General features: G+C 48.0%; 19 protein-coding genes. 13 read left to right on the top strand and 6 right to left on the bottom strand.

The features are described 5' to 3' along the window. The first annotated feature begins 74 nt into the window (after window positions 1-74). From NSQ72_RS15850 to NSQ72_RS15840, 3 genes are all read left to right on the top strand, one after another. On the top strand, window positions 75-458 hold the full coding sequence (locus tag NSQ72_RS15850) for a sigma factor-like helix-turn-helix DNA-binding protein (protein WP_341084559.1): 384 nt from the start codon (window positions 75-77) through the stop codon (window positions 456-458). Window positions 459-616: 158 nt separating this feature from the next. Next, on the top strand, window positions 617-1,105 hold the full coding sequence (locus NSQ72_RS15845) for a hypothetical protein (protein ID WP_341084558.1): 489 nt from the start codon (window positions 617-619) through the stop codon (window positions 1,103-1,105). 41 nt (window positions 1,106-1,146) lie between these two features. Next, a complete protein-coding gene (locus tag NSQ72_RS15840; RefSeq protein ID WP_341084556.1) occupies window positions 1,147-1,983 on the top strand; it encodes a MarR family transcriptional regulator in 837 nt (278 codons plus the stop codon). 44 nt (window positions 1,984-2,027) lie between these two features. On the opposite strand, the gene NSQ72_RS15835 is transcribed toward NSQ72_RS15840, so the two are convergent. From NSQ72_RS15835 to NSQ72_RS15815, 5 genes are all read right to left on the bottom strand, one after another. Next, window positions 2,028-2,204 (bottom strand): hypothetical protein, encoded by a 177-nt coding sequence (locus tag NSQ72_RS15835; protein ID WP_445285755.1) that lies wholly within the window; start codon window positions 2,202-2,204, stop codon window positions 2,028-2,030. Between the two features lie 43 nt (window positions 2,205-2,247). Beyond that, entirely contained in the window at window positions 2,248-2,379 is a 132-nt protein-coding gene (locus NSQ72_RS15830; protein WP_340968137.1) for a hypothetical protein, read from the bottom strand. Between the two features lie 29 nt (window positions 2,380-2,408). Beyond that, window positions 2,409-2,792, bottom strand: coding sequence for a hypothetical protein (locus tag NSQ72_RS15825; RefSeq protein WP_341084553.1), 384 nt, complete (start codon window positions 2,790-2,792; stop codon window positions 2,409-2,411). Beyond that, window positions 2,792-2,968, bottom strand: coding sequence for a hypothetical protein (locus NSQ72_RS15820; protein WP_341084552.1), 177 nt, complete (start codon window positions 2,966-2,968; stop codon window positions 2,792-2,794). The genes NSQ72_RS15825 and NSQ72_RS15820 overlap by 1 nt, the downstream gene beginning before the upstream one ends. A 404-nt stretch (window positions 2,969-3,372) precedes the next feature. After that, complete coding sequence (locus tag NSQ72_RS15815; RefSeq protein ID WP_254965504.1) at window positions 3,373-3,498, bottom strand: hypothetical protein; 126 nt, start codon at window positions 3,496-3,498, stop codon at window positions 3,373-3,375. Window positions 3,499-3,617: 119 nt separating this feature from the next. On the opposite strand from NSQ72_RS15815, the gene NSQ72_RS15810 reads away from it, so the two are divergent. From NSQ72_RS15810 to NSQ72_RS15790, 5 genes are all read left to right on the top strand, one after another. Then, window positions 3,618-3,842 (top strand): helix-turn-helix domain-containing protein, encoded by a 225-nt coding sequence (locus NSQ72_RS15810; RefSeq protein ID WP_144482279.1) that lies wholly within the window; start codon window positions 3,618-3,620, stop codon window positions 3,840-3,842. 1,058 nt (window positions 3,843-4,900) lie between these two features. Continuing rightward, window positions 4,901-5,200 (top strand): hypothetical protein, encoded by a 300-nt coding sequence (locus NSQ72_RS15805; RefSeq protein ID WP_341084548.1) that lies wholly within the window; start codon window positions 4,901-4,903, stop codon window positions 5,198-5,200. After that, entirely contained in the window at window positions 5,197-5,472 is a 276-nt protein-coding gene (locus tag NSQ72_RS15800) for a hypothetical protein (protein WP_341084547.1), read from the top strand. Before NSQ72_RS15805 ends, NSQ72_RS15800 begins: the two co-directional genes overlap by 4 nt. A gap of 115 nt (window positions 5,473-5,587) precedes the next feature. Beyond that, window positions 5,588-5,809 carry a hypothetical protein gene (locus NSQ72_RS15795; RefSeq protein WP_341084544.1) on the top strand — a complete coding sequence of 74 codons (222 nt, stop codon included), beginning with the start codon at window positions 5,588-5,590 and terminating at the stop codon, window positions 5,807-5,809. Window positions 5,810-6,129: 320 nt separating this feature from the next. Then, a complete protein-coding gene (locus tag NSQ72_RS15790; RefSeq protein WP_341084541.1) occupies window positions 6,130-6,678 on the top strand; it encodes a hypothetical protein in 549 nt (182 codons plus the stop codon). A 17-nt stretch (window positions 6,679-6,695) separates the two neighbouring features. Here the strand turns inward: NSQ72_RS15790 and NSQ72_RS15785 are convergent, their stop codons facing one another. Beyond that, on the bottom strand, window positions 6,696-7,241 hold the full coding sequence (locus tag NSQ72_RS15785) for a tyrosine-type recombinase/integrase (protein WP_341084538.1): 546 nt from the start codon (window positions 7,239-7,241) through the stop codon (window positions 6,696-6,698). 102 nt (window positions 7,242-7,343) lie between these two features. Between NSQ72_RS15785 and terL the strand changes: the two genes are divergently transcribed. The 5 genes from terL (at window position 7,344) to NSQ72_RS15760 (ending at window position 12,735) form a co-directional block, all read left to right on the top strand. Continuing rightward, on the top strand, window positions 7,344-9,110 hold the full coding sequence (terL, locus tag NSQ72_RS15780; protein WP_341084536.1) for a phage terminase large subunit: 1,767 nt from the start codon (window positions 7,344-7,346) through the stop codon (window positions 9,108-9,110). Between the two features lie 17 nt (window positions 9,111-9,127). Continuing rightward, a complete protein-coding gene (locus NSQ72_RS15775; protein WP_099496794.1) occupies window positions 9,128-9,553 on the top strand; it encodes a phBC6A51 family helix-turn-helix protein in 426 nt (141 codons plus the stop codon). A gap of 3 nt (window positions 9,554-9,556) precedes the next feature. After that, window positions 9,557-11,158, top strand: coding sequence for a phage portal protein (locus NSQ72_RS15770; protein ID WP_341084533.1), 1,602 nt, complete (start codon window positions 9,557-9,559; stop codon window positions 11,156-11,158). Continuing rightward, window positions 11,158-11,988, top strand: coding sequence for a phage minor capsid protein (locus tag NSQ72_RS15765; protein WP_341084532.1), 831 nt, complete (start codon window positions 11,158-11,160; stop codon window positions 11,986-11,988). The genes NSQ72_RS15770 and NSQ72_RS15765 overlap by 1 nt, the downstream gene beginning before the upstream one ends. Before the next feature lie 63 nt (window positions 11,989-12,051). Then, window positions 12,052-12,735 (top strand): phage scaffolding protein, encoded by a 684-nt coding sequence (locus NSQ72_RS15760; RefSeq protein WP_341084530.1) that lies wholly within the window; start codon window positions 12,052-12,054, stop codon window positions 12,733-12,735. The last annotated feature ends 2 nt before the right edge of the window (window positions 12,736-12,737 follow it).

Genomic DNA, 12,737 nt, shown 5'->3' with positions numbered 1-12,737 from the left:
GATACACCTCGCTTATTTTATAAGACCATTATAGACGATATACCAACGGAAAGCAAACGGAGGAGGCGGTTTTATTGGGCGCATCAACGAACAAGCCCGACCAACATCTGCGCTATGAAACGCAGTACAAGCTCGACGGATCTGACGGCGTCAAAGCGCTACTAGCCGATTATACAACGCTCAGACAGCGGAGATTCTTAGGCGACATGGCTGCTTGCGATATTCTAATCGACCTGAACCGCGCTATTGAATTGGCGGCACTGACCGGAAAGCAATACGAAGCCCTGCGTCTGGTCTATTTCGATGACCTATCGCAAACACAGGCGGGCGCGGCGCTCGGCATTACGCAGCAGGCCGTAGATTATGCGATTAATGCTGCGGTAAATAAGATCGTCGATATCTACTATTATTGGGCGTCACACGGCGAAGGATACGGAACTGTGAAAGGGGCGGTTTGATGCTTAAGGTCAGTATCGCGTCCCGTACGAAACAGCTTCTATGCGCGCATCATTACTACCCGATAGCCATCGCCGAATTGGAGGATCGGTCTAATAAGGTAGTATACGGCTGTGAAAAATGCGGCTACATCTTAATACCGAAAAGGGAGGGCGCCTAATTGACGAAGGAAGAACTACACGAAGCCATTACGGCTCTATATGAACACACAAAAACCGGTGCTTTAGAGCGAGAAGAACGTATCGCAGCAATTAGCGCTTTGATCGCGAAATACGACGGCACACCGCCTGAAAACGCACTGGAACGGCTATCCGACTTAATCTTATACGAAGAACTTTCGGACACACGCCGCAATAAAATGACAGCCGAAGAATATCCGATCATGTCTGAGCGTATGGAAAAGACACGCAAGACTGGCGAAGCATCCGACAAGATGGCCGAAGAATACGACATCACCGGCACTAATCGCGGAGTACCTAAACGACGCACTCGGTCACCGTACGATAATCTATTCACGGACCGTCTCGCAAAAGCGCGTAATAAAACGGCTCGCAAACGATACAACGATTTCGTCAACGGAAAGTCAAGCGGGCAGTTCACCGTAAATATAGCAACCGGCATCAAAACGGTAAGGTCAGACGCTCAATAGGCGTCTTTTGTTTTGCGATAAATACGAAAAGGGGCGGTATGATGAAGTATGATCGCGTAGTAAATGAGGACGGAGAACTCGGCGTATTTGTACCGGATACCATAAAAGCCGTCATTAGAACGCCGGAAGAACTCGAAAAGGCACGCTTGCGAGCGACATTAGCGCCAAAGAAACGTTTTCATCATGGTCGCAATTACATCGTATCTTATAACGATACACTCAGCGCTATTATTCGCGACCTATCACTTACGGAAGCCGGCGCGATGGTTAAAATCATGCTTCAGCTACGTATCAAAAGCGACGGCAAGCTCGTAAAAGGTGCAGCCGGAGACCCGATGAATAAGTCGGACATAGCGCGTTTGCTTGATCGAAGCCGCTCGAATGCTAATGCGTTGGTCGGCCGCTTGGCTGAACTCGGACTGATCGAGCTAAAAGACGATGGCATTTACGTTAGCAGCCGCTTTCATACGATGGGTGGACGCATCAAAAACGAAGTATTTACGAAAGTCTATACGGTTAAAGCGCGGCAGACCATCGCTAATCTGCGCCTAAACGAAATCGGCATGCTGTATAAGATCATTCCGTTCTTTCATTATAGCGAATATTACCTTTGCGCTGATCCTAACGCAGAAAAGACGGACATTGAATATATCGGACGCGAAACGTTGGCTGACCTAATCGGACACGATGCATCGACCGTTTCGAAAATCATGGGGCGTCTGCAAGGCGTAGGAGCCGTATTAGTCACCGGAACACGCAACGAGGTACGCTACTTAGTGCATCCGGATTTACTGTTCCGCCAACCCGAAGGCTTTAAAACGGAATGGACGGTAGCCGTGCGAAAGTTATTCGATGATCACGCCAAGAAGGCGCGTTAAATAAACGAAAAAGGACGCCTACGAGGGCGTCTTTATTTTTGCGTCTATATTCGTTTAGTCATTCCGCACTTCGAACACCTGCGGAGGAAAACTCCGCCTTTGATCGAACTGTTAAACTTCGACGTATCGCAATTGTCGCACCGTCCGCTCTTAACGTCGGGCAGCTCGCGAACATCATAAACGACAGATACGTCATAATCACCTGGCTGCGGTCTATTCACGTCTTTCACCTCACAACCTTCGTATTATAACGTATCTATGCGCTTATTTAAACAATCTTCCGAAAGCTCTTCCGACGCTGCGTCGCATGATACGGCCGCCTACGTCGTTCTTTTTCACCGCGTTCACGTCGCCTAAGAAACGTGCCCATCCGTACAAGAATCTGCGGAAATTCATATCGTCGTCCTCCTTCGTATTTTAGACGCCTACCACCGAGTCACTGCGAAGTCTTTCGATAGGTAAGTACCGATTTTCTTCGTCTTGGCTGCGTTGCTATAAGCCGTTAATTTGATTCGATATTGGCCGTTTGTCATAGTTGCTGTATAGAAGCGTTTGGTCGGCGTGCTTTTAACGAACTCGCCCCTTAACGATTGCTTCGACTTCCATCCGTCGGTGTACTGTTGCTGCAAAGTCATCGTGTAATATACACGGCTACCGCCGCTTTTCGACGCCACAACGTCTACTGAAGTCGCCTTGGGCGTGTAGTATGGAGCGTCAACCTTAACCGTAATGGATGCTGCGCTGGCCGGCGTTGTTAAGCCGATCGTCATAAGTGCCACCGCGATTGTTATCGTGATAAAACGTTTCATTATTCAACATCTCCTTCGAGTTTTATATCGTATCCGAACGCTATCAGAGCGAGTCTAAAGCCGAAGTCAAAACCGGCTGGCGCATCGTCGCGTTCTCTTTTAAATAGTTCGGCGGCTCGCTGTAGCGGATCGACTGCCGCTTGTGTATCGCCTAAAGCCGTCAATTTTACGTCCACTAAGCGATCTCCTCCTCGATATTCAGAAGGCCGCCGCAATTCGGACATTTAGCGGCCGTTTCGATTTCTACGTCTAGCCGGGCGAATGAGCAGTCCGGGCAGTTATACTCGATCATATTGGGCGATTCCTCCACGATTTTAGTACGTCAGAGCCGTCTTAGTTGCGTCTTAGGGTCATAGGCAGGGACGGCTGCTCGACGTCTTATTTCATTAGCGATTTTAAGGCGACCGTAAAGCCGAAAATCAGTAGCGTTGCAATGGCTGCGCAGTCTATCGGCTGCATTGAACCGTGATCCGTGAACGCTATCCAGGCGATCAAAACGATAATGAGCAACGTATCAAGCGTATTAATTTTGCGCATGTGTGGTATAATTGATTGAACCGGGGCTTAGCGCCCCGTCCGTTTACTTGCGACGTTTCTTCTTGGAGGGAGACCGTCGCTTTTTCATTGCCTTGATTTCCATCGCGGTTTTGATGATCGCCAACCACGACGCAAGCAAGACGGATATTTTAGTAGCTAGTTCAATCAATCGTGTGCACCTCCTTTCTGTACCTTTATTATACGATATCGTATAACGTATGTCAACGTATATTGCGAAATAATATTCGATATCGTATAATTACTTATATAAATACGGAGGTGGTGCGGATGAGCAAGCGCATAAACGTACGGCCGCGTCTGAAGGAATTAATGAAGGCGGATGGCTGGACGCAAACAAGGCTGTCGGAAGCGTCAGGCGTTCCGCAAGGTTCTATCTCGCGGTTCGATTCGAATGGGCGACACGAGGATTGGCAGGTCGTCGCGCTCATGAAAGCAGGCGGATGGAAGTACGAGGATCTATTCGAAATAGAGGACGGTAGCGACGAAAAGTAGGGACGTTCAGGGCGAGCGTCTCTTTTTTTTGCGTCTAAAAACGGGGAGCCGACGTTTCAGTGTGGCGAAAACAGAACAAAACGGCCTTTCAGTGTGGCGAAAACAGAACACGCTAAAACCGCCTTGACGCTTAGAGCCACGTGGGATACAGCCGTTTTTAGGCGTTAACGTTGTCTTATTCTTAGGGAAAGACCTAGCGTCACTCCGTTCCGCAGATAACGCAATAGAATACATATAGAAGGACGGCGGGTCTTTATTTGCGGACGAGGCGGAGCCGAGGGCGCTGTACTTAAATACATACGGAAAGGATAGCGTTAATAGGACGGACATATAACCGGTCGCTAATCGTTAAGGATTGCGTAGATATACTTGTGCAACATACGGATATGCTGTCTTACGTTATAGAGAGACGTAACGCTACGTAACATACTAACGGTAAGCAGACGATAGGTAGCGTTTAGGGTACCGTCATACAGGCGCTATGTAACGGCAGGCACAGATGGTCTATATAATATAGTACGAAGGCGGTCGGTAGGGTGACGTGGATATACCGGAAAGGAACTCCGCAATCAAGCAAGCGCCGCCCGCGGACGAGGCCTCCGAAAACTCAGGGGGGGGGGGTTGAAAGCCGAAGCCAATCCGTTTATGCACGATCGTATGCATGACGGCCGGCATAGGTAGCCCGCACGAACGGCGGCATGGCGAGGCTGGTACGATGCATAAAGTTCATTCGTTTAGTTGCGTTGGTCGAACGACTACCAACGGCGACACACCAACGTTTGTGGTCAACACGAATGTAACAGAAAGTCTTTTTGTTACTTTCGTTATGCAACGTTATGAATGCGTTATTCAATAATAATCGCGAAAAATAAACGAAAGCCGACCGCCCCCAAGCGCCCCGGCCAAAACCGCCGGATCTGACGCTTTAAACTTGCGCACAATTTTTTAAACTCGGGGTGTTAATCGTCTGACCCTACGTAGACGTACGTTAATCATCCGAAGTTTCTCGGAAGGGCTAGAGGGTTAATACACTAATTAAACGGAGAGGAGGCGTTCACATGGCGCCAAATATTGACGAATGTATTCAACTCGAAGAGAACGTTTTTGTAACGGACACTTTTAGCGATTCATTTCGGAAATCCTTCGGAGATAATGCCGCGGAGTTTTTAGCGGACCTGCACGCGAAATATGTACCGGATAGGATCGCGATAAAAGGACCGGGCCCCGACTTATTAGTCGTTTATACGTATCGGGTCGATTCGGGAGATAAGGAAATACTGTCGCAGCGAGCGCCTCTCTGTATCGGGGAAGACGGAGCTGCGTATATCGTCGTATGGGAAACGGAGGGACGACCATGACCTTCGCCGCCTGCGACGCATGTACTCAGCGCACCGCCGTCGTATTAAAAGAACGGTCCGTACGAAAAGGCGTCGTCGAAACGTACTTTGACTGTATCGTCTGCGGTACGCATTACCCAACCGCGATCACGAACAGTGCGTTAAGGACGAAAATCGAGACGCTGAAACAACTACGACTTACGGACGGGGCGGATCCGGCGGCAATCGACGCACTCAAAGCGGAAATAACCGCCGATATGAAAGTATTGCGTGAACGGTACGGACTAGCATAACGATTTTAACATGTAAAATGCACGAAATTAGACGTTTTGGTAGCCGACTAGGGTATTCGTAAGGGTGGACGGTGAAAAACGCTGATTTCGTGGGATTTCGAAGGAGGTTCGGAAGATGATTATTGATACGAGAGAATCCGGTGTTGTCAAAATCGCAGGAAACGGCGACTTGATTTTAACGAAAGACAGCGTAGCTTTTGACTTGAAAACGGATAAGTCGTCTAAAACGGCGTTTCATATCACGGACCACGTAATTTATTGCGCAGGGTCGAGCGTAACTTTCAGTCGGAAAATACGAATGGCCTTAAAAGTATTAAAGTACATTTTCGGTAAGTAAACGGATGCGGTGGCGGAATAGGTAGACGCTTAGACATAAGATCGAATACGACTCGGCGAGGTTTTAAACCCGTGGGAACCGTAAAGGGGAAGTCAGGTAAGCTGCTGCCCGTTGTGAAGAAATGTCGATCATACGAGGTGCAAATCCTCGTCCGCATATCCTGACGCGACTAAGGATTCTCCGCCGGTGGGGACGTAAAATACGTACCGGAAAGCGTGTAATATTGTCGCAATCAGAACGAGGCTTCCGGTCAGCGCCGGAGGTCTTTTTGTGCTTGCGTTAAACGCGCAGCAATAAAACGGACAAAGGGGATGACGTGAATGGCGGATAACAAACGCGAATCAGTCGGCGATTTAAACGTAAAGGTAGACGTAGATGTTTCGGAGGCTATCAAAGGACTCAAAGCGGTACAGCGCGAAGTAAAAGAGACGGTACGCTCTCTAGCAGAACTACGTAGTCAAGACGCGGCTGCTTCGAATTACGGCAGTAAATACAACGAATACATCAAACGTATTGAAGATGAGGTCGGTGAAAGATCCGGCGAAAGAGCGATGACAAACGATATTATCTATCGCGCATATGAAACAAGATACGCGGGTCCATTGATGTTCAGACGATGCGCTGGCGTTACCACTTCGCTGCGGGCATTAGCTGAAACGTTTGACGACGTTGTTTATTTAGAAGGATTAGACGAAAAACCGTCAGAGAACGAATTAAACGGAAAGATCGTATTTAAAGAACCCGGTATCAGGCTGCCCGGATTCCCATCGCCTCTAAGCCTAATAACGATTGAGACAGTCGATGTGGATAAAGAATCGTTGATAGTTATTGATGGCGTCGCAATCACGTCAGCCAAGGTAATGAGATAAATAAAAAGCACCACGACTTAAATCGCGATGCTCTCGTATGCGACCGAAATCTCGTCGGCTGTGATACCGATGTATTTCAGCGTATCTTTTTCGGATGAATGACCGAGAATCGCCATGATCCGGTCGACTGCGATATTCATTTCGTACAGACGATAGCCGAACGTTTTTCTAAGCGTGTGAGTGCCGATGTTGCCGATCTTTTGAGCGATTCCGGCACGCTCGGCGGCTTCGTTAAGAATGCGGTAGGCCTGAACGCGGCTGATCGGCTTAGCGCCCTTTCGGCTGGCAAATACGTAGTCATCGTCAGCACCTTCGAGTTCATTGACGAGCTTTATGACGGATGCCGAGAACGTAATGACACGCGTTTTCTTGCGCTTGGCCTCGGTTATTTTAAGAGACGTTTGGCCGCGAAGATCGCCGATCTTAAGCGAAAGTAAGTCGGAAATACGAAGTCCAAAAGCCGTTCCTAGTTGCAATAACAGACGGTCGCGCCCCGGTTTGAGGGCGTTTTTTAGTTTATTGAAATCGCGTTTACTTTTAATCGGATTAACTTCGTTAGCCATACGTCTTCACTCCAATGTACTTTAATTATTTTTAAGTTACATTCATTATACGTTATCGAACTCGGTAAGTCAACGGCAAATAGACGGGAAGGAGGTGGTAGTTTGGCGTTTATTAACGGCAAGTTTTTAGAACGTGAAGAAAGGCAAGCGCGGATAGAGGCCGTAACGGAACGGCTGAAGAAACTGCGCGATATTATCCAGGCGGGCAAGCATACCGAATATCACGTCGATCTTATGCGGAAGGATCGCGACGAATTAATCAAACTAAAACGGGTTCATCGCGCCGAAACCGATATGCTGTATTTCTTCTACGAATACTTTTCGGAAGCTCGGAACCCCGGCAATCCTGATAACCTCGTACCGACGACCGCAGTAGACATGGACGACGCGCCCGAATTTCACCGGAAGCTATCGTCCATTCTCGACTCAGTATCTAACCGTAATAAAACGGCACGTATCGCATGGGCGGCTTCAAGGGGACACGCAAAGTCAGCGTACTTATCGAATGGATTTCCGGTGCATGAAATCGTCTATAAAAAGCGACGAATGATATTGATTATCTCGGAAACGAACGCCGGATCGATCAAATTTATCAAGTGGGTCGCCGGCCAGCTTAAATACAACCAAAAGCTACGGGAAGACTTCGGCGAAGTCCTGTACGAACAGAAAACGCGCAACGAAAAGGATTCCGAAACGGCTTTTATTACAACTACTGGAATCAAAATGGAAGCGACGTCCCTCGGAACACAGATTCGTGGTTTCCGTAATGGCTCGCAGCGACCGGATTTAATTTTATTGGACGACTTGGAGTCGCTTGATTCGAACAATACTCCTGAATTGCGCCAAAAGGCGAAGGATTGGCTTAACCAAGACCTTATGCCAGCGGGTGATCCCACGAAAACAGCGTTTATTTTCATGGGGACACTTGTACACTTCGACTCTTTGCTGAACTACGTACTGAACGAACGTCGCGATTTTATTAAGAATAGTTTTCCGGCGATCCTCAAGCCGCCGAAACGAAACGACTTGTGGGCGGAGTTCGAACGTATTTACAAAGAGTACGTACCAAGCGACGAAGAAGTCGAAGAAATGATGCAGGCGGAATCAGAAGACACAATGTCTACCCCGAATGCGCGCGCTGCAATGCGCTTCTACGAAGAACACAAAGAGGAAATGGACGAAGGTGCCGAGGTTTTGTGGCCTAGACGCTTCCCTTTGCCTGCGCTGATGATCGAAAAAGTCAATATCGGTACAAAAGCGTTCAATACCGAATTTATGAATAACCCAATTGACGAGGATTCGCAGATATTTAAACCGGAGTCCTTTTCGTATTGGACGGATTTTAAACTCAATCATAAAGAATACGCCATTTATATGGGAATTGACTTTGCGATGGGGAAAGAGAAAGGCGACTTTTCCGCGATTGCTACAGTAGCCAAACATAAAAAGACTGGAAAAATATACGTTATTGATGCTTATGGTGAACGGCTACACCCGGACAAATTTCTCGAGGTAATTGTCGAGAAAGTCATGGAGTATCAGCCGGACCGTATCGCTGCGGAATCTCAAAACGCACAAGAATGGTTCGTTGACACCCTCAAACGTGAATTAGCGTTAAAAGGATATCCATCAACTACACGTGTTTCTAAGATCAATCAGAGGTCCCGGAAAGCATTACGTATCGAGGCGCTTATGCCGCAGATTGAAAAAGGTGAGATCGAATTTCATCGCAGTCAAGCGCTTTTACTCGAACAGTTTGAACGGTACGGCTCGAACTGGCACGATGATCTACCGGATGCGCTCGAGATGGCGGTGAGTGTCAGTAAACGAGCCAAAACGGTGATTAAAGCGAAGCCGAAGTATATGTAACGAAAGGAGGACGTTAAATGTCGCTAAAAAAGAAACTAGAAGCAAAGCTGTCGTATGAAAAAAGGAAAGCAGCCCTTGCATGTGCCATGAATGAAATAATGCCGGAAGACGGCGCAAAGAAAACGCAAGCGGAATTAGCTGAAGAACTAGGCATGTCGCGTATGGGATTGTATCGTTGGCGAACTCAAGACCCCGTGTTCATCGAATATATGGGTCTATTAGCTGACGAGATGTTAGCGAGTCACCAAGCGGAAGTTTATGGTCAATTGATGCGGTCGATACGAGGAAAACAACCTTCGATGAAGGCTATCGAAATTTACACGAAATTAATCGGTAAGTTAGCGGATAGACAGATTATCACCGACAACACATCGGATAATCAAACAATCGAGGACATAAACGCGCTAACAAACGAATTAGACGATCTTTTGAAGGAGGAATAAGCGATGGGTTTTACGGACTTTTTTAAGCACCGCAACCACGAGCCCGACGACGGATCGCATACTAAAACGTATAGCATCATCCGACCCGGCGCGCAGTTTCCTCCGGCTGATTCGATCGAACGACTAGCGAAATATCGGCGCATGAAAAAGCTGTTTGAAGGAAAGCAACGAGACGTCTACGAGCGTGCGACCGACGTTCTGAAGGATTCACCGCAAGCCGAGCAATTAAAGAAGCTATATATCGCGGTCAATCTTGCCGACATTCTCGTAACGAAGCCGGCCGACCTTCTCGTAGGCGAACCGGTTCAATTCGAAAGTGGCCTTCCCGATGACAGCGAAGAACAAAAAGCGCTCAATCGCTACGTAGAGGAAAACGATATTAATCAGCTTCTCCACGAAAGCGCAACGGCAAACGGCTTCCGCGGCGATTCGTGGTTTAAGGTTCGATATGGATACCGTCAAGACTTTTCGGAAGTTGAGAAACTCGGCTTACCAGTGCCGGCAGATGCCGAGATGGAAGCGATCATTGAACATGTTAGTGCTGGCGCAGTCTTTCCGGAGTTTAGTGTCGGGAACATAAAAAAACTAAAGGCGGTCAATATTGCGCAAGTTGAATGGATCGAAACGGAGAAAACGGAGATTCCGTTTTTAAACGTTGAACGTCACGTACCGGGCTACATCCTATATTCGCGATATCGTTTGTACGAAAACGGAGTTGATACCTCAACAGGTACGCACGTATCCGTATATAGAATCGGCGAACAATTACCGACAGGTCGCGAAGAAGATATCGAAGAAACTCATTTGCCGCATATTCCGGTATTTCATGTTCCGTATAAGTCGATCGACGATGAGTTCTTTGGCATCGGCGGTTTAGAGAAGTTAGAAACGGTATTTGCTGCAATTAACGATCGTCTAATGCAGATCGACTATATCCTATGGAAGCATAGCGACCCTACTGCGTACGGACCGGAAATTCAAGACGACGGAAACACGGTTCAGTTCGGTGGGGCTTACATTCCAGTCGGAAAAGAAGACGTAACGCCTGGATATATGGTGTGGCAAGCGCAACTAGACGCGGCCTTTAAGCAGTTAGATGTATTGTTTAGCAGTGTATTTATGAACTCGGAGACGCCGCAGTGGTTATTCGGAACTGTTTTGTCGGGAGATAATTCGGGCGGAACAGGAACGTCCCACACCGACGGCGCCGCAATTAAAGCGCGGTTCATGCCGATTCTATCAAAAGTTAAGCGAATACGGGCGCACTATGATAAAGCGATTAGAGATGCGTTGTGGACGTGTATGCTCTTGGAGAAGGCCGTCAAACGGATTAAGATTGATGCGGCTGTTTATCCGAGGGCTGTGTGGAACGACGGTATTCCGCAGAATGAGAAAGAATGGGCGGAGATCATGCAGATTAGAACGGCAGGTAAGCCGACTCTCGATGTGAAAAGCGCAATCAAGGCGATGGATGACGTTGACGACGAAAAGGCAGACGAAATCATGCGCCGCATTGAAGAAGACGAAACATCCGCAAATGGCTTCGTAGATGCGTCGATCTTTAATGAACCGGAAGCGCCACCTGAAACTGAGGACGATGAGTAATGACGAAAGTACCGGCACCTAATTACGATTATCAGACGAAGCAACTTGCCGGCTATTATCGTTCCGCCATCAAAGACATTCTCGCCGAGCTTGATCGCGTTGATATTACGGATTTCCGACGAGCCAATGCGCTCGCAACGCTTCAGTCAATCAGCCGCATTTTATCCGATCTTGATACGAAGTCAGCGCGGTGGGTTAGTGAAAACGTACCTATTGCCGCAAACGAAGGCGTAATCAATACGCTTGTTGCGCTTAAAGTCGCTGAGACAGTTGAGCAAGCGGCTCTTATCGTAAAGTTCAATGAGCTAAACGAAGCAATGGTCGCGGCTGCTATTGCGGATACGCAAGCGGACCTTTTAGCCGTCACGCAGAACGTAGATCGGAAAACAAAAGCCGCGGTTCGCCGTGCCGTTTCTGATTCTATCAAGTACAACATGGCGTCAGGTACAAACGGACGACGGACGATACGAGACGATATCAAAAAGCGCCTCAAAGAATCGGTCGTGACCGGAATCGTCGACGCAAAAGGACGTCGCTGGAAGCCGGAAGTATACGCCGACATGGTGACTCGTACGAAAATGATGCAGACATACCGTGAAGCAACGACTAACGAAGCCGTTGATCGCGGCGTTTTGTATGCGCAAATATCGTCACACGGGGCGAAAGACGCCTGTCGCGGTCATGAAGGCGAGATCATAAAGTTGACGCCGGAAGCGCCTGGCGATTTTAAAACCTATGAAGAACTACAGGCGACGGGTGAGATATTTCATCCGCGTTGTAAGCACGTATTTTCACCGATTAGAGATGTCGGTTTATTGTCCGAACGTTAAGACGTTAAACTAAACGGCTGTTTTATCTAATAGGCGACGGCCTTAAAACGGTTGGAGGACGATATGTTTGTAAAACGATTTATGCCGTTATTTGACGCAGATGATCAAGCAGGCGGAGGCCAAGTCGAAGATCAAGTGACGCAGCAACCAAACGATGATCAGCCGAAGAAACTTGAACTCACGCAGGAAGAGTTTGACGAGAAGATTACGTCTCGCATTAAACGCGCGGTCTCTAAATACGCAGATTATGACGCTTTAAAAGAGAAGCTGAGCGCGTACGAAAAAGCGGAGCAAGAAAAGGCAGATGCAGAGCTAACGGAACTCGACCGCATCAAAAAGGAACTCGAAGCAAAGTCGGAAGTTGAGCAATCACTTACGCAGCAGATCGAGGACCTCAAAAAAGCGGGCGAACAAGAAAAGATTACGAACGCATTCATCAAGGCGGCAACGTCGGAAAATATCGCTTACCTTGACGATGCATTGCGCTTGGCTGATTTAAGCAGCGTTTCGGTAGAAGACGGAAAAGTAGTCGGCGTCGAGGACGTAGTAAAGGCGTTGGTTGAAGAAAAGCCATTCCTTATTGCGCAGAAGCCGAAGCCAATCGGTCAGAGTACGAATTCGGGGACGGATAAGATCGACAAAACGCCGGATCAGCTTATTAAAGAAGCCGAGGAAAAAGCACGTAAGAGCGGTCGTACAGAAGATCGCGCTGCGGTTGCTCAATTAAAAAGACAGTTAAGAAAATGAGA

It is taken from the genome of Bacillus sp. FSL R5-0659 (assembly GCF_038008785.1).
Classification (GTDB): Bacteria; Bacillota; Bacilli; order Bacillales; family Bacillaceae; genus Bacillus; species Bacillus safensis.
Note: the sequence above shows the minus strand (reverse complement) of the source record. Positions and strands in the feature narration are given on the sequence as shown.